The organism is Micromonospora sp. WMMD736 (genome assembly GCF_049179015.1).
Lineage (GTDB): Bacteria > Actinomycetota > Actinomycetes > Mycobacteriales > Micromonosporaceae > Micromonospora.
Genome location: NZ_JBMHMI010000001.1, coordinates 1977209 through 1999948, shown reverse-complemented (window position 1 = coordinate 1999948; position 22740 = coordinate 1977209). Strand labels below are relative to the sequence as shown.

Genomic DNA, 22740 nt, shown 5'->3' with positions numbered 1-22740 from the left:
ATTTCCGGTTGCGGGAAGGGCCCTTGCCGTCGGTCAATCGGTGTCGACGATCATCCCAGCGGCGATGGTGCGGTTGGTAGTTTCGTCGATCAGGATGAAACCACCGGTGGTGCGGTTACGTCGGTATTCGTCGGCGAGGAGCGGAACGGTCGTACGCATGCGGACGCGGCCGATTTCGTTGAGTCCGAGTTCGGTGGCGGCCTCGTCACGATGCAGCGAGTTCACCTCGAGTCGGTAGTGCAGCTCGCGGATCACGGCCCGCGCGGTACGGGTGGTGTGCTTGACGGCGTACGTCGCACCGGGACGCAGCGGGGTGGCCTCGTCCATCCAGCAGACCATCGCCTCGATGTCCTGCGCGACCGCGGGGCCGTTGTTCGGCCGGCAGATCAGGTCGCCCCGGGAGATGTCGATCTCGTCGGTCAACCGGACCGTGACCGACATCGGCGGATACGCCTCGGCGACCGGTCCGTCCGCGGTCTCGATCCCCGCGATCCGGGAGGTGAGCCCGCAGGGGAGAACCAGAACCTCGTCTCCCGGCTTCAGCACGCCCGAAGCGACCTGGCCGGCGTAACCCCGGTAGTCGGGCACCGTAGCCGACTGCGGACGGATCACGTATTGCACCGGAAACCGGACGTCGACCAGGTTGCGGTCACTGGCGATGTGCACCCGCTCCAGGTGGTGCAGCAGTGACGGGCCCTCGTACCACGGGGTGTGCGCCGAGCGGGTCACGATGTTGTCGCCGTGCAACGCGGAGATCGGGACGACGGCGAGGTCTGGCACGTCCAACTTCGCCGCGAACGCGGTGAACTCCTCCGAGATCCGCTCGAACGCACTCTGCGACCAGTCCACCAGGTCCATCTTGTTCACACACAGCACCAGGTGCGGCACCCGCAGCAGCGAGCAGAGGAACGCGTGCCGCCGGGACTGCTCCACCAGGCCCTTACGGGCGTCGACCAGGATCAACGCCAGGTCGGCGGTGGAGGCACCGGTGACCATGTTCCGGGTGTACTGGATGTGCCCCGGTGTGTCGGCGACGATGAACTTGCGCCGGGGCGTGGCGAAGTACCGGTACGCCACGTCGATCGTGATGCCCTGCTCCCGCTCCGCCCGCAGGCCGTCGGTCAGCAACGCCAGGTTCGTGTACTCGTCGCCCTTGGCGGCGCTGACCGCCTCCACGGCTGCCAACTGGTCCGTGAACAACGACTTGGTGTCGTACAGCAACCGACCGATCAGCGTCGACTTGCCGTCGTCGACGCTGCCCGCCGTCGAGAACCGCAACAGGTCCATCGTCCGGCCCTCGGGCGCTGCACCCTCGACCACCGCGACCCCGGTCGTGCCCATCAGAAGTAGCCTTCCCGCTTGCGGTCTTCCATCGAGGTCTCACTCACCCGGTCGTCACCCCGGGTCGCCCCCCGCTCGGTGATCCGGGTCGCCGCGACCTCCTCGATCACCAGGTCCACCGTGTCCGCCTCGGACCGCACTGCTGCCGTGCAGGAGGCGTCGCCGACGGTTCGGTACCGGACCCGCGCCTTGAACGGCTCCTCCGTGCCGCGGGGCGCGATGAACTCGTTCACCGCGTAGAGCATTCCGTCGCGTTCGATCACCGTACGTTCGTGGGCGTAGTAGATCGACGGCAGCGCCAGCCGTTCCTGGGCGATGTAGTGCCAGACGTCCAGCTCGGTCCAGTTCGACAACGGGAACACCCGGATCGACTCGCCCGGGTGATGCCGACCGTTGTACAACGACCACAGCTCCGGCCGCTGGTTCTTCGGATCCCACTGACCGAAGTCGTCCCGGAAGCTGAACACCCGCTCCTTGGCCCGGGCCTTCTCCTCGTCCCGCCGCGCGCCACCGAACAACGCGTCGAACCGGTACTTCTCCACCGCCGCCAACAACACCGGGGTCTGGATCCGGTTGCGCGTCCCGTCGGCGGGTTCGCGGACCAGACCTGCCTCCAACGCCTCGGGTACGCTCGCCACCACCAGTTGCAGGCCGAGTTCGGCGACCCGCTGGTCCCGGTAGTCCAACACCTCGTCGAAGTTGTGCCCGGTGTCGACGTGCAGCACCGGGAACGGGATCCGGGCTGGCGCGAACGCCTTCTGGGCCAACCGCAGCATCACGATCGAATCCTTGCCGCCGGAGAAGAGCAGGACCGGACGCTCCAGCTCGGCCACCACCTCGCGCATGACGAAGATGCTCTCCGCCTCGATCGCGTCCAGGTGCGACACCCGGTACGCCGCCGCGGGCGTCGTGTCGATTGTCGTCATCGCGGTATCAACCGGCTGCCGTGGCCGGTGCCGGCACGAGGGTCAGGTGGTGCCGCAGCGCGGCGAGGAGTGGGGCGGCCAGCTCCGGCCGGCAGACCACCAGGTCGGGCAGCCGGGGATCGGCCTCGTTGTAGGTCAACGCGGAACCGTCGATGCGGGAAGCGTGCAATCCCGTGGCCGTCGCCACCGCCACCGGCGCCGCCGAGTCCCACTCGTACTGACCACCCGCGTGCACGTACGCGTCGACCTCACCGGTGATCACCGCCGCGATCTTCGCGCCGGCCGACCCCATCGGCACCAACTCGGCGCCGACCTCGTCCGCCAAGGCCGCCAAGAATGCCGGCGGCCGACTCCGACTCGCCGCCAATCGGATGGTCCGACCGCCGACCGTCGGCGGAGGGGCCGGGGGTGTCTCGGTGCCGAGGGTACGGAGCTGGGCCGGCAGGGCGATGGCGCCCGCCACGAGCCGGTGCTCCGTCGGCGCGGTCCGTTGCCAGAGTGCGACGTGCACCGCCCAGTCCGTCCGGCCCGGCTCGGAGAACTCGCGGGTCCCATCCAACGGGTCGACGATCCACACCCGGTCGGCGCCCAGCCGCTCCGGCAGGGGGGTGACCGTACCCGTTGCCCAGGCCTGCCGGGCGTCGTCGTCCTCCTCCGAGAGCACGGCGTCGGCGCCTCTGTGCCGTGCCAGTTCATCGCGCAGCAGTTGGTGCGATGCCCGATCACCCGCGCGCTTCAGCGCTTCCGGGTCGTGGTGACCGTGCGTCGCGCGGACGTGCAACAGCAGTCGGCCGGCCCGATCGGCCAACCAAGCGGCGAACGAGCCGTCCGACGCGGGGGCTGCTGACCTGGGGGGTTCCAGCACGTTCATCGACGAGCACCTCCGATAGACGCGGTGATCGTGCCGTTCACTGGACGGCACGCCGACTGAAACTTCGGACGCTGGTGACCGTGACCATCGCGGCCACTCCGGTCAGGACCAGCAGGCAGACCCAGGCCGGCAGGTGCGCGACGCCGGGCAACATGGCCCCGCGCACGCCCTCGGAGACGTAGGTCATCGGATTGAGGGCGGTGACCGTCTGGAACCACGGCATCGAGGAGAGCCGCGGCCACGGGTAGTGGATGCATCCGGTCCAGATGATCGGGGTCACGACCAGCGAGAACGTGATGTTGATCCGTTGAATGGGCAGGATCATCGCCAACGTCATGCCGATGCCGCCGCCGATCCATCCGCCGAGCAGGATCGTCAACAGGACCATCGGTAGCCGTGCGGGCTGCCACGGTGCCGAGCCGACCATCAGCGCGCCCAGTGGGTAGATGAGGGCTGCGGCGACGAGCCCGCGCAGCATCGCGACCACGAGCTTGCCGACCGCCACCAGGTTCGTCGACAGCGGTGCGAGTAGCCGGTCCTCGATCTCCCGGGTGAAGCCGAACTCCTTGACCAGTGGCAGCGCGACGCTCTGCAGCGCGGTGGTGAGCGCGGCGAGCGCGACGATGCCGGGCAGGAACAGGTCGGCGAAGTTCCGGGCGACGACGCCCTGCCCGCCGAGCACCTTGACGAAGACGAAGAGCATGAACAGCGGGGTGAGGCCGACCTGGACCAGGATGACCCAGAGCTCCTTGGCGGTGACCAGCAGGTCCCGGCGCAGAATGGCCAGGAAGGCCCGGTGGGCGCTGGGCCGCGCGGGTGCCGCCACGGGGCTCGTCGCGGCAACCGGCGGGGTGTCGAGGTCGGTCACCGTGGGTCCCTTCCGGTCAGTCCGATGAAGACGTCTTCGAGATTCGGCTCGGCGATGTGCACATCGGTGAGGGTGGCCGACCGTGTGCTCAGGACGGTCAGTGCCGGCCCGAGCACGGTGGCGGGGTCGGTGGCGAGGTGCAGCCGGATCCGGACGCGCTGACGCCCGCCCGGGTCGGGGGCGAGCGTGGCGACGGCCCGTTCCCGGGCCAGCGCGGTCAACGCGGCGGGCCTGTCCGCGCCGAACCCCGAGCCTCCACCGCCGCCGAGGCCGAGGCCGGAACGGAGTGCGGCGGCCCCGGCGCCGGGCGGCGGCGGGGCGGCGAGCCGTTCACCCTTGCGTACGCCGGAGACCTCGGACAGCGCACTCAGCAGCTCGTCCGGTTCGTCGAGCGCGGCCGGGGTGACCGTCAGGTCGAGGATCGATCGTCCGGCGAGCCCTCTGACCAGGTTGCCCGGCGTGTCCGCGGTGAGCAGCCGACCGTGGTCGACGATGCCGACCCGGTCGACCAGGGCGGCGGCCGCGTTCATCTGGTGGGTGGTCAGTACGACGGTCACACCGCGCCCGCGCATCTCGCGGATCCGGCTCCAGATCAGCCGGCGGGACTGGGGGTCCAGACCGTTCGTGGGCTCGTCGAGGAAGAGCACCGCTGGTTCGTGGATCAGCGCGCGGGCGATCATCAGCCGTTGCACCATGCCGCCCGAGTACGCCTCGATCCGCTTGTCGGCCCGATCCGTCAGGCCGAAACGGTCCAGGAGGGCATCGGCCCGCGCGTTTCGTACGGCGCGGGCGACGCCGTGGTACGCGGCGTGGTACAGCAGGTTCTGTCGTGGCGTCAGCGACCGGTCCAGATTGTTGTGCTGAGGTACGACGGCCAACTGGGCACGGGCCGCAACCGGGTCGCCGACCACGTCGACCCCGTTGACGAGCGCCCGACCCCCGGACGCCCGCAGCCGGGTGGTGAGGATGCCGATGGTGGTCGACTTGCCGGCGCCGTTGGGTCCCAGCAGTCCGAAGATCTCACCGGGGGCCACCGTGAAGGACAGCCCGTCCACGGCTGCGGCCGTGCTCCCGGGATAGCGTTTGACGAGATCGGCGACCTCGACCGCAGCCGGCCTGCCACCACTGTTGGGCATCTGCTGCTCCCTCTCGTGAGCTGCCGGATGACTGGCCGCCGGTGCGGGTCAGCCGCCGGTTCGGGGGTGTGCGTCGAAGAAGTGCCAGATGGTCTCGGTCGCGTTTACCGCGGTCGCGGGTGGATCCAGGCCGAGCAGGCGTTGCGCCTGCGGTCCGGGGCCGGCGGCACCGGGCCACTGGTGGCCGGCGTTGTCGACGGTGACCAACTCGACCGCCCGTCCTCCGGGACAGGTGGCGGCCGAGGTCCTGACCAGGCCCGAGGCGGTCGTCGTCGGCGCCGGGCATCCGTCGGTGGTCCGCCATTGACCGAGCAGGTCGGGGATGGGCGGTCCGTCGATCTTGACCGGGTTCCGTCCGGTCCCGTCGTTGTCCCGTTTGCCCGGACCGCCGCTCAACGGCACTGTCTGGTCCGACGTTCCGTGCACGTGGATCACGGAGATCGGCGCGGGGGACGCGCACGGGCCGAGTTGGGTCGCCGCCACCGGCCCGATCGCGGCGAACAGCGTCGTGTCGCACGCCAGGCGGTATGCGAGCATCCCGCCGTTGGAGATCCCGGTGGCGTAGATCCGGGTGCGGTCCACCGGAAACTGGTCGGCCACGGTGGCCACCAGTTGCTGGATGAAGGCCACGTCGTCCACGCCGTCGCGGGCCGGGGGACCGCAGCAGTCCGGGCTGACCGCCCAGGAGCGGCTCAAGCCGTCCGGGTACGCGACGACGAAGTCCTCCCGGTCGGCTTGGGCGTTCCAGCCGTAGGAGGTCTCCGCCTGGCTGCCGGTGCCGAGCGCGCCGTGCAGCATGAGCACGAGCGGCGCCGGGGTCGACCCGGCGAGGTTGGCCGGCCGGTAGAGGCGGAAGCTGCGCTCCTGCCCGTCGACCACGACGGTGTGCGTCGAGGAGCCGGTGGGCACGGTGGACACCGGCCCGACCTCGTGCTGCTCTGGGTCGTCCCGGAACAGCCCACAGCCGGTCGGCAGGGTGAGCGCTGCGACGAGCGACAGGACCATGAGCAGGTGTCGGCGCCGACTGGACGGCCCTACACGACGTGTCCAACATCTACCAATCTTCATCATAATCGCACCATGGCATATGAATGTTCAGGCTTTGTAAGCATCTGCACTGGTTCGTGTTCGCTGTCGATGGCTCCGCCCGTGCCCGCGACGTGCCGCCCGGGCGGAGCCCACCGGCTAACAGCGCCGCACACTGAGCCGGATCAGTTCCCAGCCGCCCTCGGGAACGTCGTCGTCGGGGTCGGTACGCAGGTTCATCGGATTGGCCATGCCCAGGTAGAGGGTCGACCCGTCGGCGATCATGTTGCGGATCCCGTAGTTCAGGTAGTTGCCGAGCCCACTGTTGTCCACCACCGTGGCCGGTTTGCTGGTCGAGTCGAAGACGAACAGGTCCCCGCCGTAGACCGGTGCCGGCGGCGGGTCGTCGGCCAACACCGAGGCGTCGCCGAACTCGACCGCGGCCGCGCCGGTGACACCCAACAGCCGCGCGGTGTCCTGGCCCAGGTCCTTCGAGATGTAGCTCCAGTCCATGGTGCCCACGTAGAGCTTCCCGTCCGCCACCGCCATCTTCCAGGTGTAGTTGTTGTAGGGGTTGCCCATGCCCGACGGGCCGTACAGCGGGGTGTATCCGGTCGAGGCGGCGGCCCAGAGGCCCGTTCCGTCGTTGCCCTGCGGGTCGTAGGCGGGCAGCTGGGACGCGCCGTACAGCAGATCCACCCGCTGGTGGCGCTCGCCGAAACTCTTACCTCGGAAGATGCTGATCGCCCGCTGTGTGCTGCGTACCGTGGCCCGCAACGCGGCCTCGTTCGCCGGTGGGTAGGTCGCGATGTGCACCGTGGTCGCCTTCATCGGCACGTGCATCGTGCCCCAGTAGAGGTAGCCGTTGTAGGAGGCGAGCCCACCCAGGGCGTAGGTGCGGGCGACGACCGGATCGGGCTCGTACCCGTCGACCGACCAGACCTGGGTCCAGTTGTCGGCGTCGGCCGGCGTGAGGCCGCGTTCCCCCTGCGCCAGCTTCGGGCTCATCCACACCCCGGCGACCCCGGACAGCGGCTCGTCCGTGGTGCCGGGCACGGCCGCTGCCACGGCGTCGTCACCAGAACCCGTCCAGGTCGTCACGAAGATCCGCCCGTCGTGCACGGTGAGATCCGCCGCCTGGGCCGGCAGGTTGGCGACCTCGACGAAACTGAACGGATTGCTCCGGGAACCGGTCCAGCGCAGCACGTGCCCCCGGTTGCCGCCGTTCGCGCCCACCCCGACGCCCGCGTAGAGCGCGCCGTCGGCCACCACGAAGTGGCGGATGTTGCCGTACGCCGGCAGGTTGACCGAGCCGAGGAAGGCGCCGGTGGCGGTGTCGAAGGCGAACAGGTTGATGCTCTCGCCCAGGGCGGGTCCACCCAGGAACGCCACCCCCTGATGGGTGCCCGCGGCCCGGATCCCGGCGGTCGTACTCAGCCGGTTGGCGTCGGTGGTGGAGGCGGCCTTGACCGCCTCGGTCTTCTCCGTCAACCGCCCCGAACGTTTGTCGTACGTGTACAAGCGGGGCGGGCGATGGTCGCCCAGGGTGGCGGGCAGCGTCGGGTTGCGCTTCGCGATCTGGCTCTCACCGTACTCGCACACCCAGTCGTCGTTCAGGTTCGGTGTCGTGTTGCGCAGGTTGCGCCCGCTGGTCAAGCAGTTGACGTTCGCTCCGGTGCCGAACCACAGGCTCTGCGCGGTCTGGGTCATGCCCCACAGGTAGGACTGGTTCACCTTGGGCTGACCGCTGGCGCAGGGCGGACCGGGTGGATAGGCCACACCGACACCCGCGAAGCACTCGTCCGGGGTGCCCTTCCCGATCAGCTTCCGCTCGTACGTCGGCTGATGTCCGGCCGTACCCGGCGCGTCCGTTCCGATCGGGGCAGCGGCGGCTGACACCGGCGCCGCGAGTGCGTACAACAGTCCCAGTACGGCGGCCGCGGCGAGCGGTCGCCGGCCCGACATCCGGAGTGGTTTCACCAATGGTTCCTCTCGTTCGACGGAGTCCTGACGGTCGGTGGGGCACGCTTGCGGGTCAGGCCGCGGCGACCTCGCGGGACCGGGCGGGGTCGACCACCCGCCCGGCGACCCGCCCGGCCCAGTCCTCCCCGTCCTCGAACTCCAGGAACCGGGCCAGCAGACCGAGCTGCCCGATCGGGTCGGCGACCAGGTCCTCGTAGCTCATCCGGTGCAGGTGTCGCGGAGGCAGGTCGGCGAGCGCCTGTTCGGCCTGGCTGGTCAGGAACGCGCTCAGACCGAGGTAGCGGCGCAGGTCCTGGCCCCGATCCCGGAGCAGGTCGGCGGTGAGCCGGTCCGGCAGGTAACGCTCCAGGTCCGCGGGCACCGACTGGCCGGGCTCGATCCGGAACGGATCCAGCCCGCACCGGCCGAGGAACTCGACCCGCAGTTGGATCAGCTGGAACGACGAGTGGCGGCTCATCGAGCGGGCGGTCGCCTCCCGGTCGCGGGTCAGGTACACCACCTTCGCCTCGGGAAATGCCCGCAACAGGTACGGAGCGACGTGGCTGGACCCGCCGGAACGCTCGACCCAGCGCCGCTTGCCGGTCATGACGGTCAGTAGGTCGAGGAACATCCGGTGGTGGTCGCCGACCGACTGCGTCGGGAAGTCCGGCACCCGCTCGGCGAGTTGGTCGAAGAGGCGGTCCGGGTCGGGGGTCAGCTTCGACAGGGTGATGGCGAGGATCCGCGGCAGCTCGGTCATCCGGTCGGCCCACCTCCCGGTCCCGGGATAGCGCACCTCCTTCGGCGGCAACCCGATCCGGAAAAGAGTGGCGAGTTCCGCCTTGGGGCTGCTCAGCACCGCCCAGTACGCGGCCCCGGTCAGGACCTCGGAGCTGCGCGCCCAGGGCGCGACGGACATGAAGAACTCCTGCGCCGAGAGAGTCCCGGGCTCCTCCGCGATCAGGTCCGAGAGCAGCGTCGAGCCGCACCGGCCATTGCTGATGATGATCGACCTGCCGGTGACCGGGGTGTCCATCCGACGACCTCCTGCACGTTGGGTTGTCACGGGGCGGTGGCCACCTCGGCCACCTCGACGGAGCACTCCTCGCGGAGCCAGGCCAGGACGAGCCGACGGACCGCCTCCGGCCGGTCGACCAGGACTGTGTGTTTCTCGCCGGGTAGGACCACGGTCCGCGTCTGCGGTAGCAGCCGGACCACAGCCGGTGCCAGCTCGACGACCGCCGAGTTCGCGCCGTAGAGGCAGAGCACCGGTACGCCGATCGCGCTGATCTGCGCGGAACTGGGCAGGGCACTCGCCGGTAGGTCCCGGGCCAGCGTGGTCGTCACGAGCATCTCGCCGGTGTCCCGGGCCCGCCGGGCCACCCGTGCCCCCCGGCCGGCGACGATCTGCGCCAGTGCCTCCGGCCGGGGCAGGAGGTCGGCGGCGCGGCCCAGCCGGCGCGCGACCCGGGCCATCCACGCCGCGGTCGGCGGCGAGGATTCGATCGCCGCGACGGAGGCGACCCGGTCCGGGTGGCGGGCCGCGTAGGCGAACGCGATCGTGCCACCGAACGAGTTGCCGAGCAGATGCACCGGACCGGTGACGTCGAGTGTGGTCAGCATCGCCGACAGGTCGTCGACGAAGTCGTCGAGGGTGTAGCCGGTGGGCGGGCGTTCGCTGTGGCCGTGCCCCCGCAGGTCGTACATGAGCACCCGTAGCCCGGCGTCGGCGAAGGGCTTGGCCAGGGTGAAATACCAGCTCGCGAGGCTGTCGGAGGCCATGCCGTGGACCATCACGAGGGTGGCGGGCGCCGCACTCCGGCCTGCGCCGACCCCGCCCGACCCGCCGGCCGGTGGTTCGAGGTGTTCGACGTGCACGTCGATCCCGTTGGCCCGGATCATCGTCACGAGTGGACCGCCTCGACGACGGTGGGACTCGGGTCGAGGGAGCGTGCGATGTGCTCGACCAGCTGCCCGACCCGCAGCTCGCCGACGGTCTCCAGGTCGAGGCTGGCGACGAAGTGCGCGAAGTTGACGGTGTTGCCGTACCGGGCCTGCAGCCGGCCGGCGAGGGAGACGACGTCGATGCTCTCCATGCCGAGGTCGTCGCGGAAGGTGGTGTCCATGGTGATCGGTTCGTCGGCGGTGAAGTCGCCGAGGACCGCATCGATGATCCCGGTGAGCTCGGCGAGGATGTCGGCGTGCGAGGCGGCCATGGGAGGTACTCCTTCGAATGGTCGGGAGTGGATGCCGGTCACGGCTGATCGGTCCCGGTCCGCGGACCCCAGGTCCAGGCGACCACGTACCGTCGGTGCGGTAGGTCTTCGGGATTGCCGACCTCGCGGTGCTGAACCGGGTAGCTCCGGTCGTCGACGTGGACGGTCAGCACCGTGTCCGTGGCGCTCGTCACGACGAACCGGCGCGGACGCCCGTCGAGTCCGGTCCCCTCCGCCTTGCCGACGGCCTCCTTGGCGGCCCAGAACCGGGTGAACCATCGCCGCCGGTCCTCGGCGTCGCCGCCGAGCGAGTCCAACAGGGTGGCCTCCCCGTCGGTCAGGGCGAAGCGCAGGGTGCTCTCGGGATGATCGGTGATCTCGGCGACGTCGATGCCGACGCCGGGCGCGTCGGGTGGCGACGCCGACCCGCGGGGTTTCGCGATCGCGACGCCGATCTCCGCGCAGTGCGCCAGCGAGACATCGCACTCGCGCAGGTCACGGCCCGGCCGGCCGTGCACCCGGGGCCGCCCGTCCGGATCGTTGCCGACCGTCAACTCGATGGGGTAGATGTCGCGGTGCCCGTCCTCCCACAACCGGAACCGGACGGCGTCCTTCACCGCGATCCGGCCCAACAGCCACTGCTTGCGGGATCTGGCGGGCTGCCGCTCGTAGTCCTCGTACGCGGCCGAGCCCAGGATGCCGCGGGCGGCCATGCCCTGGGTGACCAGGTCGGTCCAGCAGTCGAAGGCCATCGTCCAGCCCTCGGGTTGGATCAGCGACATCGGATGCCGCTCGGGGAACCGTTCCGCCGGCCGAGCCTGCGGATGGCTGTCGAAGCGCCGGTCCACCGCGCCCTCGATCTGTGCCCACACCCGGTCGTCGACCACCAGTTGGGTGTCCGCGACGAGTTGGGCGTCGTCGATCGAGCGCACCCGGGCGACACACTCGAAGGCCGTGCCGGGTGCCGGCGGGGGACCGAAGTAGCGGATGTGGCGCAGGCCGACGGGCAACGCAACGGTACGGAACGGCTGGGTGGTGATGAGCCAGTTGCCGATCAGCTGTAGCGCGTTGTCCAGCAGGGCGCCCGGCGGCACGGGTGCCGTGACCACCCCTCGCACGTGCATGTCACCGAGGGCGTGTACGGCGGTGATGCCCTGGAACTGGGGGCCGTGGAACATCAGCCGCTCGGCGTACATCTCCTCGGCGCTGATCCGTGGCGGCCGCTCGGTCGCGGGATCGTGTCGCCACACCTCGGGCGGATCCGCCGGATAGTCCGCGGCCAGCTCCACGGTCGACCGGGCGTACGGGCCGAAGGTGACCGACACCAGGCCGTCACCGGTCGGCTTCACCACGATCTCGACGTCCTGACCCGGCTCGGCTATCAGCCAACGGTTGAACCGGGCGTCGCGTACGGCCACCGCCCGCATGCCCGGCATGGCCTGCTCCGCCGCGTCGACCATGTGCTGGACCAGGGTGGTGGCCGGCACCACCGGCCACCGGTCCTCCATCGTCGGCCAGTCCGGTGGCTGGACGAAGAAGCAGTGGTCCCGCAGGTACGGCATGCTGTCGACGGAGACCCGCAACGTGATCCGCCGAACCGTGCCCGGGTCGCCGTTGCCCGCACTGCCGTTGACCGTCGTGCCGGTGCCGACCCCGTTGGCCGGACCGACGCCGTTGCCCCCGTTGCCGGTGCCCCGGCCCCCGGGGGCGGCGGTTCGGGAGGATCCGGTGGACGGGGCGACCAGGGGTCGTCCGACACCCGGGTGTGGCGCTACCGGCGAAGCCGGTCGGGCGGCGGCGTCCAGAACGTTCACCGCGTCCCGGGCCGTGTCCTGCAGCAGCGCGGCGAGTTCCGCGGCGGCGCTGGACCGTCCGGTCAACCTGTGCAGGGCGGCAAGTGCCGCCGCCGGGTTGGTGCCGATACCCGCCGGCTCCGGCTGGCGCCCCGCCCCGACCGCCGACGAGGCGCCGATCGGAACGGCCGCGCCGTGCTGCGGCGGACCTGCCGACAGGTGGCTCGGCGGGGTGCCGCCCGCTGACACGCCGAGCAGACCGGCGGCGTCCGCCCCGAGCCGGACCAGTGGGCCACCGAGATCCAGCGGAATCGACGGACCACGGCGTACGGGTTGCGCGGGTGCCTTCGGCATCGGCGGATCGAGCGCGGTCAGGTTCGGGCTGCCGCCCTCCACCCAGATCGCGGTGGCGACCCGGCGGAGCTGGTTCAGCCCGCTGCGGTGCTTCACGTTGACCGGCATCGCGAGATGCTCACGCCCGCGCAGGTTGTCGCTGATCAGCGAGGCCAGCTGTCCCGCACCGACCTGGAGGAAGACCCGTGTCCCGGCGTCGTACATGGCCGCCACGGTCTGCCGGAACCAGACCGGCTCCATCATGTGTCTGACGAAAAGGGCATTGACCTGCGCCTCGTCGGCGGGGAACGGTGCCGCCAGGGTCGCCGACCAGACCGGTATCCGGGTCGGGTGTACCTCCCACCGGCGCAGCGCCGCGCCGATCGACTGGAGGCCGTCGGCGAACACGGGAGTGTGGAAGGCCGACCGGAACGGCAGCTTCTGACAGAGCACGTTCTCCGTACGCAGGGCCTCCACGAGCCGGTCCACCTGGGGTTCGGGGCCGTTCACCACCGACTGCGCCGGGGCGTTGTCGTGCGAGAGCAGAACCCCCGGAAAGTCACCGAGCATCGGGGTGACCCGATCCGCGCCAGCGCCCACGGCGGCGAAGACGTATCCGGACACCTCGACCGAGTCGGCGTGGAACAGTTCCAGGAACTCGTCCATCGCCGCCGTGCTGATCTGCCCACTGGTCGCCGCGGCGGTCCACTCGCCGATGCTGTGCCCGGCGACCGCGTCCGGTAGCACGCCGATGTGGCGCAGCGCCTTGTCGAGGAGTTTGCCGACCTCGATCAGCCCGGCGCCGTGCCGGCCCAGGTCCGCGGCGGACCACTGCCGGTCCGGCAGTCCGAGGTGCGCGGCGATGTCCGCGGTACGGGGCGCGAACTCCGCCTCCAGGCCGGGGAAGACGAAGGCGAGGCGCCCGGTGCCGGTAGCCAGCAGCGGTGCCGGGCTGAACCAGATGTCCCGGCCGCCCCGCCATGCCTCACCACGGGCCACCGTCCTGCGGGCGACGGCCAGCAGCTTGTCGGTCGGGTCGACGATGCCGAGTCGGCACGCTTCGGCCCCGTTGGCGGGCCGGTTGCTCCGGGCCCGTTCGACGCCGAGGGCCCGCACCTCGTGGTCGTCGCGGGCCAGCAGACCAGCCAACCGGACGGGGTCCGGCGCGGCGAGCCAGAGCACCTGGTCCGGCTCGGTCACCGCAACCGTCGGGCTGGCCGCGCCTCCTCCGATGCTCGCTGCACCTACCGCCGACGGAGCCCCGCCGGTCGGCCGCTTCCGTCCGCCGTTGGGCTCGGGCGTCTGCTCGATGATGACGTGTGCGTTGATGCCGCCGAACCCGAAGGCGTTCACCCCGGCGCGACGCGGCCCGTCGCTCTCCCACGGGCGGGCGGTGGGGATCGGGGCGAACCGGGTCGCGGCCATCTCCGGGCGCGGATCGTCGCAGTGCAGGGTGGGCGGCAGCACGCCCCGGTACACCGCGAGCGTCGCCTTGATCAGGCCGGCGATGCCGGCGGCCGGCATGGTGTGCCCGATCATCGACTTGACCGATCCGATCACCGGGCGTGGCCCGTCGCCCGCATGGGGTCCGAAGACCTCGGCCACCGAGACCAGTTCGGCCGCGTCGCCGGTGGGTGTGCCGGTGCCGTGCGCCTCCAGCAACCCCAGCGCGTCCGGCGCGGTCGGGTCCAGCCCCGCCGCTTCCCAGGCCCGCCGGATGGCCAGCACCTGTCCGGAGGAGGCCGGGTTGAACATGCTCGCCGAGCGGCCGTCGCTGGACATCCCGCTGCCTCGGATGACGGCGTACACCCGATCGCCGTCCCGGACGGCGTCGGACCACCGCTTGAGTACGACCACACCGGTGCCCTCGCCGATGAGCAAGCCGTCGGACTCCCGGTGGAACGGCCGGCTCTCACCGCGCCTGGACAACGCCCGCAACTGGTTGAACACCGACCAGAAGCTGATGTCGTGCACGTGGTGCACACCACCGGCCAGGACGGCGTCCAACCGTCCACTGGTCAGCTCGGTGATCGCCTGGTCGATCGCGATCAGCGACGAGGCGCACGCCGCGTCCAGGGTGTACGCCGGACCGCGGAGGTTGAGCCGGTTGGCCACCCGGGACGCGGCCAGGTTCGGCACCAGGCCGATCGTCCCCTCCGGCTGGTACGGGCCGAGCCGCTCGTCGAACTTCTCGCGGACCAGGTCGAGTCGGCTCTGGTCCAGCTCCGGAATCAGCTCCCGCAGCACCTGGATGACCTGGCTCGACATCCGCACCCGTTGGGCGTAGCGGGCCTGAGCCGGACTGAGGATGCCGCCCCGCCCGAGGATCACACCGACCCGGTCGCCGCCGGGCAGTCGGTCCGCGCCGCCGGCATCGTCGATCGCGGCCGCGGCCACGTTGAGGGCGATGAGCTGGTCCGGCTCGATGTCCGCCACCGAGGCGGGCATGATGCCGAACCGCAGCGGCTCGAAGGTCGCGAACTCGTCGACGAACCCGCCGCGCCGGCAGTACATCCGGTCCGGCCGGTGGGCCTGCTCCGGGTCGTAGAACTCCTCGTCCCACCGGTGCGCCGGCACCTCGGTGATCGCGTCCACCCCGTCGACCAGGTTGCGCCAGTAGCTCTCCAGGTTGCCGGCGCCGGGCATCACGGCCGCCATCCCGACGATCGCGATCGGGTCGCGCCGATCGGTACTCGTGTTCATCTTCGACCTCTCGCTCCACCGTCGATGGGCGTACGGGGTGTAGGGCGCGGGTGCATCACCAGCCGGAGGCGGTGTAGACGACCGAGTTGATCTTCGGATCACCCCAGGCCAACTCGCTGAGCAGGCTGAAGGCACCCGCTTCGGGGTCGATCAGCTCGATACCGCGGCGCGCGTACTCCCGACTCAGCTCGTCGCTGACCATTCCGCCGTGCCCGGCGCCCGGCGCCCACGGGCCCCAGTGCACGGTCAGACAGCGGTTGCCGGTGCTGGCCGCCCAGCGGGCGCCGATCGCGTCGAGGGCGTCGTTCGCCGCGGCGTAGTCGCTCTGACCCCGATTGCCGTACGCCGCAGCGATGCTGCCGAACAGCACCACGAACCGAGGTGGCGAGGCCAACTCGTCCAGCCCGGCCAGTACCGAACGGGCACCCTCGACCTTGGTGCCGAACACCCGGGCGAACGATTGCGGGTCCTTCTGCGCGATCAGCTTGTCCTCGATCACGCCGGCCGCGTACACCACGCCGTCGACCCGGCCGTGCGTCCGCTCGGTGTCCAGCAGTAGACGGCGGATCGCCGACGCGTCCCGCACGTCGAGGGCGTGGTAGCGCACCTCGCTGCCCAGTTCCCGCAGTTCGGCGAGGGTCGTCTCGACCTCGCGGGCGGCCAGGATCGCCTGCGCGGTGTGTTCGATCTGCGCCGGTGACCGCAGCCCTCGGCCGGCGAGCGCGGCACGCAACGACGCCTTGTCCCGGGCCGACACCAGGTCCGGATCCTCCGGCTCGGTCGGTAGTGGTGTGCGGCCGACCAGCTCGATCCGGCAGCGGCTCGCCATGGCCACCGCGCGGGCGAACCATGGCGTGATCCCGCGAGCCCCACCGACCAGCACCACCACCGAATCCCGGTCGAGGCCGATCGCGGCGGCCTCGGAGGCACCGTCACCGGCCGGCCCGGCACCGCTGGTCGCCACCGCACCCAGCGCCACCGGGGTGAGGGAGACAGTCGTCCGCTCGGTCTCGCGCCGCACGACGGCCGGGGTTTCCCCGGGAACCAGCAGCTCGTCGATCAGGTGTCGGGCGACCTGCTGCGGATCGGCGGCAGCGTCGACCTGGACGTACCGGGCCGCGATCTGTGGGTATTCCCGGGAAATGGTCCGGAACAGGCCGGCCAGGCCGTCGGTACGTTCCGTACCGCCGACCGGTCCGACCGCGAGCAGCCAGCGGGGACCGGCCGCGAGCGCCTGCTTGAGGAACGGGAAGATGTCGGGCAGCAGGGCGGCTCCGCCGCCGTCCAGACCGTCCAGCAGGATCAGCCCGTCGAAACCGGCGAGCTGGTCGGCCTGCCGCTCGTCCAGCACACCGGTCTGCCCGGCCGCGCCCTGCTCCTGAAGCAGTTCGGCGAGGTACGGCAGCGTCGGGCTGGCGCCGGTGATGAGGAAACGCGTTCCGGCGAGCACGTCGGCCGGCTGCCCGATCTGCGGGGTGCCGGTGTCCGCGCCGGGGGGTTCCGCGATCACCGTCGCCAGGGGCAGAAGCCGCTTCGGTGTGATCCCGGCCCGACCGGTGGCGCTGACCGGCACGGCGGGGACAGGCGCGGGCGCGATGGCCGGGCTCATGGTGGCCAGCGCCGAGGGCGCTCCCGCGGTCGGCGTGGGTGCGGTGAGAGCGCGTGGCGCGGGCGGCGGTGCCGCCGCGGTCACCCCCTGCGTCTTCTGGTTGAGCCAGTCGACCATGGTGCGTACGGTGCGGGCCTTGACGAGGTCTTCGAGTTCGGCCTCGTCGCCGTCGACGGCGAGGTTGAGTCGTGCGGCGACTTCGCCGGCGACCTCGGCGCGTTTGATGGAGTCGATGCTGAGGTCGGCTTCGAGGTCGAGGTCGAGTTCGATCAGGTCCACCGGGTAGCCGGTGCGTTCGCTGATCACGTCGAGGATCGCGGTCTGGAAGTCGGGACGGGTCAGCACGGCGGTGCCGGTCGCGACGAGAGCGGTGGAGTGCGCCATCCCGTTCGCCGGGCCGAGTACGGAGGTCGCGTGGATCACGGTCGTACCGGCCGACGACCGCATCTTCTGGTTGAGCCAGTCGACCATGGTGCGTACGGTGCGGGCCTTGACGAGGTCTTCGAGTTCGGCTTCGTCGCCGTCGACGGCGAGGTTGAGTCGTGCGGCGACTTCGCCGGCGACCTCGGCGCGTTTGATGGAGTCGATGCTGAGGTCGGCTTCGAGGTCGAGGTCGAGTTCGATCAGGTCCACCGGGTAGCCGGTGCGTTCGCTGATCACGTCGAGGATCGCGGTCTGGAAGTCGGGACCGGACGCGGCGACCGCCACGGCTGCCGCCTCGACCCCGACCGTCGGTGTGGCCGGGGGAGCGGCCACCACCGTCGTCGTCGCGGCGACCGGGGCGACCTCGGTCCCCTGACCCGGCAGCACCATCGGCGGATACGCCTGCGACGGCTGCCACACGAGTCGCCCACCCGCGCCGTCGCCGAAGTACGCGAGCATCACGTCCCGCTGCGAGGCGATCATGTCGCGGCTGGTGCGGAGGAACTCGCTCAGCAACTCGTCGCGGCTGTCCCGGCCACTGAAGGCGGTCCCGTTCGAAGCGGTCATCGACAACTCCTTGATCCGTCGTGGGGGCGTCATTCCGCCGGGCAGGGTGTTTCCGGACTGGTCCCGTACGAGCTGGCCATCCACGGTCCAGAACGGACGCTGGCCCGTGGTGACCGCTTCGAGGTCCGCGGTGTCGCGACCCTGGAACAGCCAACCGGTCCGAACCGGGACGCCGGCACAGGCCAGTTGCGCGATCGTGACGAGGAAGCCGCGCAGCCCCTCGTCGGGTCGGGGCTCGGTGGCGACCGCCAGGTGCGGCCGGTCGCCGAGGATGGCCCGGACCAGTTTGGTGAGGACCTGACCGGGGCCGGCCTCCACGAAGGTCCGAGCGCCGCTGGCGTACATCGCCTCGATCTGTTCGACGAAGCGCACGGGAGCGCCGATCTGCGCGGCGAGTCGTTCCCGTACCCGGTCGGCGTCGCCGTCGTACGGGGCGGCCGTGTGGTTCGACCAGACCTGGATGGCCGGCTCCCGTACCGTGCTGGACGCCAGCGCCTCGGCGAAACGTGTGGTGCCGCCGGCCACCACCGGGCTGTGGAACGCGCACGCGACGGAGAGCTGACGGGCCGACAGCCCGGCCTCGCGTAGCGCCGCCACCGCCGACCCGACCGCGGGAGTCGGCCCGGAGATCACCACCTGCGTCGGCGTGTTCCGGTTCGCCAGCACGACCTCGCCCGCCAGTCCCGATGCGGTGAGTACCTGGCTCACCTGCTCGACGGTGCCGGTGACCGCCGCCATGGTGCCCGGATCGTCCCCGGCGGCGGCGAGGATCGCATCGGCCCGTTGCCGGCTCAGCGCGAGCAGGGTCTCGGGGTCGAACGCGTCGGCGACGCAGAGCGCGACGAGCTCGCCGTAGCTGTGTCCGCCGGTCAGGTCCGGCCGGACGCCCAGCCGACGTAGCAGGTGGTCGACCGCGAGGCCGCCGATGCCCAGGACAGGTTGGGCGACCCGCGTGTCGCGTACCCGGTCCTCCTGCTCGCGCGCCGTCTCCGGGTCGAACGCCGACGGCGGGAAGAGGAGGTCCGCCCACTCGGCGCCGAGGCGCAGATAGTGCCGTAGCTCGGGGAACGCGACGAACAGTTCGGCGAGCGCACCCGGCCGCTGGCTGCCCTGACCGGGGAAGAGGAAGGCCACCTTGCCGGGTTCCGGGTCGTCCGGCGGTTGGACCAGCCCGCGTGCCGGGTCGTGCTCGCCGGCGAGGGCCCGGCCCAACAGCTCGGCGAGTTCGTCCCGGTCGCGAGCGACGACGGCGATCCGGACCGCGCCGGCCCGGTGGTCGGCCTCGTCGGCCAGCGACGCGGCCAGGTCACGCAACGACCACGGTCGGCCCAGCTCGTCGCGGTTCGACAGCATCTCCAGCAGCCGCCGTACCCGCAGCTGTGCCGCGGGCCGATCGGCGCCGCGGAAGCAGAACAGTTCCGCCGGCCAGGACTGCCGGGTGTGCCGCGGCTCCGGGGCGTTCGGGTACGCGCTGAGCACGGTGTGGAAGTTCGTCCCGCCGAACCCGAACGCGCTCACCCCGGCCAGCCGCTCGGCCGCCGGCGCGATCCACGGGCGAACGTCGGTGTAGAACGCGAAAGGACTGCGTGCCGGATTCCACGCCGGGTTGGGGCGGTTCAGGTGGATCGTGGGCGGCCTGACTCCGGTGTAGAGCGCGAGGCTGGCCTTGATCACGCCGGCCAGGCCGGCCGCGCACTTGGTGTGCCCGATCTGCGACTTCACCGAGCCCAGCGTGCAACTACCGGGCTCCGCGCCGGCCTCGTCGAAGAACCGCGTCAGGGTCTCCAGTTCGGTACGGTCGCCCACCACCGTGCCGGTGCCGTGTGCCTCGACCAGACCGACCTGTCGGGGGGAGACCCCGGTCCGGTGGTAGGCCCGGTCGAGGGCACGTCGCTGCCCGCTCGCCCTCGGGGCGGTGAGCCCGAGCGCACGTCCGTCACTGGAGCTTCCGATGCCCTTGATCACGGCGTAGATCCGATCGCCGTCGCGCTCGGCGTCGGCCAACCGCTTCAGGACGACGCACGCCACCCCCTCGCCGAGGGCGATACCGTCGCCGGTGCTGTCGAACGTGCGGCACCGTCCGGTGGGGGAGAGGGCGTGCGCGGAGGTGAACATCAGGTAGTCGTTGATGCCGTTGTGCAGGTCGGCACCGCCGCAGATCATCAGGTCGCTGCTGCCGGCGCTGAGTTCCTTGCAGGCGGCGTCCATCGCGGCGAGCGACGAGGCGCAGGCGGCGTCGATGGTGTAGTTGGGACCGCCGAGGTCGAGACGGTTGGCGATCCGGCCGGCGATGACGTTGGCCAACACGCCGGGGAAGCTGTCCTCCGTGACCGTGGGGAGTTGGTCCTCCAACTCGGCGGGCACCTCCCCGAGGTAGGCCGGGAGCATGGTCCGCAGCGTCTGGGCGTGACCCATGTCGCTGCCGGCCTCGGCCCCGAACACCACCCCGGTCTGACGGTGGTCCGCGTCGGCCGCGTCGTACGGGTATCCGGCGTCGACGAGCGCCCGATGTGCCACCTCGAGCGCGAGCAACTGGGTCGGGTCGATGCTGCTCAGCGCCGCCGGGGGTATCCCGTACCGGATCGCGTCGAACGGGACCGGCTCGATGAACCCACCCCACCGGGAGACGCTGATCCGACCGGCCTGACCCGGGTCCACCTCGGGCGCGTAGTACGTGTCGACGTCCCACCGGTCGGCAGGCACCTCCGTGACCGCATCGGTGCCGCTGAGTACGGTCTGCCAGAAACTGTGCAGGTCGGGGGAGCCGGGCAGGACGCAGGACATGCCGACGATGGCGATGTCCAGCGGCGCGGCCGGCTCGTCCACCGGCGCGGTCGGCGGGACGAGTTCGGCGCGCAGCGCGGCGGTCCGTGCCGCGAGGAAGTCCCGTGCCTCGGTGGTGACCTGCATGTGCAGATCCGCGACCGTGGTCGGCGCGTGGCGCAGCACCGCGACCTGGCCGGCCATGAACATCCCCTCGACGGCCTGCACCGCCTCGTCGACCTCCACCAGGCCGTCGTCCTCCCGGCGTACGCCCTTGCTGGCGATCCGCAGTCGACCGACGTTCAACAGCTCCAGTTGCTCCCAGACCTGGCGGTTCTCCACCCCGGCCGACTCCAGCTCCGCCCGTACGCTGTGGAAGTCGTCCACGAACGGGCTGGGCAGGCAGCGGGTCGCGTGCCCGGGGGCGGTCTCCAGCAGCGACGTGCTGGTGGCGGCGATGGCCGCACGGTGGAACAGGGGCTGGATGGCGCCCTCGGAGACCGCTTCGCGGGTGAAGAGGTAGGCGGTTCCCATCAGCAGCCCGATCTGCGTCCCGCGGCCGGTCAGCGGGGCCGCCATCGCGGCGACCATCGCTGCCGACCGGGCGTCGTGGATGCCGCCCGCGAACAGCAGTTGCAGCCGCTCGGCGTCTTCCGGTGCCTCCGCCAGGAACTCTTCGAGGACCAGCAGCTGCGCTTCCCACAGCGGAAAGCTGGCGCGGGGCCCCACATGCCCGCCGCACTCCGCGCCCTCGAAGACGAACCTGCGCGCGCCCGCCCGCAGGAACTGCCGTAGCAACCCCGGAGACGGTACGTGCAGGAAGGTGGTGATCCCGTCCTGCTCCAACGCCGTGGCCTGGGACGGGCGGCCGCCCGCGATGATCGCGCAGTGGGGTCTGATCTCCCGTATCGCCGCAAGTTGTGCCGCGCGCAGCTCGTCGGGCGCGAAGCCGAGCACCCCGACGCCCCAGGGCCGCTCGCCCAGTCGATCGGCGGTCTCCCGGAGCACCCGGCGGGACTGTTCCGCGCCGGACAGCGCGAGCGCGACGAAGGGCAGCGCGCCGTCGGCGGCAACCGCGGCCGCGAACGGGGCCTCGTCGCTGACCCTGGTCATCGGGCCCTGCACCACCGGTATCCGCACGTTGAGGCCGTCGGCGAGAGCGGCACCCGGCGTCAGGGCGTCCCCGGCCGTCGTGTCGGCGAGCGCGTCGACAAGGGTGGTACGGATTCCGCGTACGGCGGCGGCGGTGTCGGGCCAGCGCCGGGCGAAGACGGCGGCGAGCCAGCCGTCCTGGCCGATCGGCAGCAGCTGTGAGGCGCTGTCGTGCGGACCGCCCCTGCGGATCCCGCGTACCCCGTCGACCAGGACCGTCTCGGACCCGTCCATCCGACGGATCGTGCCTCGGACGTCCGCCGGCAGCTCCGACTCGGGCATGAGGGTGAGTTGGCTGTCCAGGACGACGCCGGCCGCGCCGCCGATGACACAGGCGACGGCGGTGCGGGGACCGATGCCACCGGCGACCCAGATCGGCAGGTCGATGTCGTCGGCAGCGGCCAGTTGCTGGAGCAGGACGAACGAGCTGAGCTCGCTGACTGTGCCGCCACCCTCCATGCCCCGCGCGATGAGCCCGTGCGCCCCGGCGGCGGCGGCGCACCGGGCGTCGTCGAGGCTGGTCACCTCGACCAGCACCCGGTACCTGTCGACCACGTCGGCCAGTGGCCAGGGCGATTCCAGCGGCAGGACCACCAGATCGACCTGACCGTGGCCCGCCCGTTCCACGTCGGCCGGCGTGGCGGTGCAGCCGGCCGGCACGCGTACGCCGATGGGTCCGCTCGACCCGGCGGTGGCCTGGGCCAGGGCGGTGAGTGTCCAGCTGTCGCCGGAGGCGAGGTCCAGGACGCCGTGACCGCCGCCGTGGCGGGCGGCGGTCACTATTCCGGGACTGGGTTCGAGGAGGCTACCGGCGCTGATCACGATTACGAGATCGCGCGTGTTCGGTGCAGGGCTCATCGGACTCCCACTTCATTGGGCGCCGGGTCTCGGACGCGACCGAATGAATCAGATGATCAACCGAGGTTGCCGCCCGAAGCTTATTGTCGCCTATCGATCTCGGGCTCCGATTAAGTTAGGCCAGCTTAGTTACGGCTCAGTTAACTTTCCCTAACTAGGCTCCTGGCCTGCGGTTCTTCCGATCGTCGCGCTG

General features: G+C 71.1%; 12 protein-coding genes. All 12 read right to left on the bottom strand.

Annotated elements, in window-relative coordinates; genetic code table 11:
* Positions 1-33: 33 nt before the first annotated feature.
* A complete protein-coding gene (locus ACN269_RS08485) occupies positions 34-1341 on the bottom strand; it encodes a sulfate adenylyltransferase subunit 1 (RefSeq protein ID WP_421471912.1) in 1308 nt (435 codons plus the stop codon).
* On the bottom strand, positions 1341-2267 hold the full coding sequence (cysD, locus tag ACN269_RS08480) for a sulfate adenylyltransferase subunit CysD (protein ID WP_421471911.1): 927 nt from the start codon (positions 2265-2267) through the stop codon (positions 1341-1343). Before cysD ends, ACN269_RS08485 begins: the two co-directional genes overlap by 1 nt.
* 7 nt (positions 2268-2274) lie before the next feature.
* Positions 2275-3138 (bottom strand): 3'(2'),5'-bisphosphate nucleotidase CysQ, encoded by an 864-nt coding sequence (locus tag ACN269_RS08475; RefSeq protein WP_421471910.1) that lies wholly within the window; start codon positions 3136-3138, stop codon positions 2275-2277.
* 37 nt (positions 3139-3175) lie between these two features.
* Positions 3176-4006 (bottom strand): ABC transporter permease, encoded by an 831-nt coding sequence (locus ACN269_RS08470; protein WP_421471909.1) that lies wholly within the window; start codon positions 4004-4006, stop codon positions 3176-3178.
* Positions 4003-5142, bottom strand: coding sequence for an ABC transporter ATP-binding protein (locus tag ACN269_RS08465; protein WP_421471908.1), 1140 nt, complete (start codon positions 5140-5142; stop codon positions 4003-4005). Before ACN269_RS08465 ends, ACN269_RS08470 begins: the two co-directional genes overlap by 4 nt.
* A 48-nt stretch (positions 5143-5190) precedes the next feature.
* Entirely contained in the window at positions 5191-6147 is a 957-nt protein-coding gene (locus ACN269_RS08460; RefSeq protein WP_421471907.1) for an alpha/beta hydrolase family esterase, read from the bottom strand.
* Positions 6148-6327: 180 nt separating this feature from the next.
* Positions 6328-8148, bottom strand: a complete 1821-nt coding sequence (locus ACN269_RS08455) for a hypothetical protein (RefSeq protein WP_421471906.1) — start codon at positions 8146-8148, stop codon at positions 6328-6330.
* A gap of 55 nt (positions 8149-8203) precedes the next feature.
* Positions 8204-9166 (bottom strand): hypothetical protein, encoded by a 963-nt coding sequence (locus ACN269_RS08450; protein WP_421471905.1) that lies wholly within the window; start codon positions 9164-9166, stop codon positions 8204-8206.
* A gap of 26 nt (positions 9167-9192) precedes the next feature.
* Positions 9193-10032 (bottom strand): alpha/beta fold hydrolase, encoded by an 840-nt coding sequence (locus ACN269_RS08445; RefSeq protein ID WP_421476229.1) that lies wholly within the window; start codon positions 10030-10032, stop codon positions 9193-9195.
* Between the two features lie 2 nt (positions 10033-10034).
* Positions 10035-10346: an acyl carrier protein gene (locus ACN269_RS08440; RefSeq protein ID WP_421471904.1), complete on the bottom strand. Its 312-nt coding sequence runs from the start codon at positions 10344-10346 to the stop codon at positions 10035-10037.
* A gap of 38 nt (positions 10347-10384) precedes the next feature.
* Complete coding sequence (locus ACN269_RS08435) at positions 10385-15175, bottom strand: beta-ketoacyl synthase N-terminal-like domain-containing protein (protein WP_421471903.1); 4791 nt, start codon at positions 15173-15175, stop codon at positions 10385-10387.
* Between the two features lie 55 nt (positions 15176-15230).
* Positions 15231-22469: an SDR family oxidoreductase gene (locus ACN269_RS08430; RefSeq protein ID WP_421471902.1), complete on the bottom strand. Its 7239-nt coding sequence runs from the start codon at positions 22467-22469 to the stop codon at positions 15231-15233.
* Positions 22470-22740: the final 271 nt, after the last annotated feature.

Excerpts from the sequence above, each read along its gene's own strand:
- ACN269_RS08465 (WP_421471908.1), bottom strand. The coding sequence starts at position 5,142 with ATGCCCAACAGTGGTGGCAGGCCGGCTGCGGTCGAGGTCGCCGATCTC.
- ACN269_RS08485 (WP_421471912.1), bottom strand. The coding sequence starts at position 1,341 with ATGGGCACGACCGGGGTCGCGGTGGTCGAGGGTGCAGCGCCCGAGGGC.
- ACN269_RS08475 (WP_421471910.1), bottom strand. The coding sequence starts at position 3,138 with ATGAACGTGCTGGAACCCCCCAGGTCAGCAGCCCCCGCGTCGGACGGC.
- cysD (WP_421471911.1), bottom strand. The coding sequence starts at position 2,267 with ATGACGACAATCGACACGACGCCCGCGGCGGCGTACCGGGTGTCGCAC.
- ACN269_RS08445 (WP_421476229.1), bottom strand. The coding sequence starts at position 10,032 with ATGATCCGGGCCAACGGGATCGACGTGCACGTCGAACACCTCGAACCA.
- ACN269_RS08460 (WP_421471907.1), bottom strand. The coding sequence starts at position 6,147 with ATGGTCCTGTCGCTCGTCGCAGCGCTCACCCTGCCGACCGGCTGTGGG.
- ACN269_RS08450 (WP_421471905.1), bottom strand. The coding sequence starts at position 9,166 with ATGGACACCCCGGTCACCGGCAGGTCGATCATCATCAGCAATGGCCGG.
- ACN269_RS08435 (WP_421471903.1), bottom strand. The coding sequence starts at position 15,175 with ATGAACACGAGTACCGATCGGCGCGACCCGATCGCGATCGTCGGGATG.
- ACN269_RS08440 (WP_421471904.1), bottom strand. The coding sequence starts at position 10,346 with ATGGCCGCCTCGCACGCCGACATCCTCGCCGAGCTCACCGGGATCATC.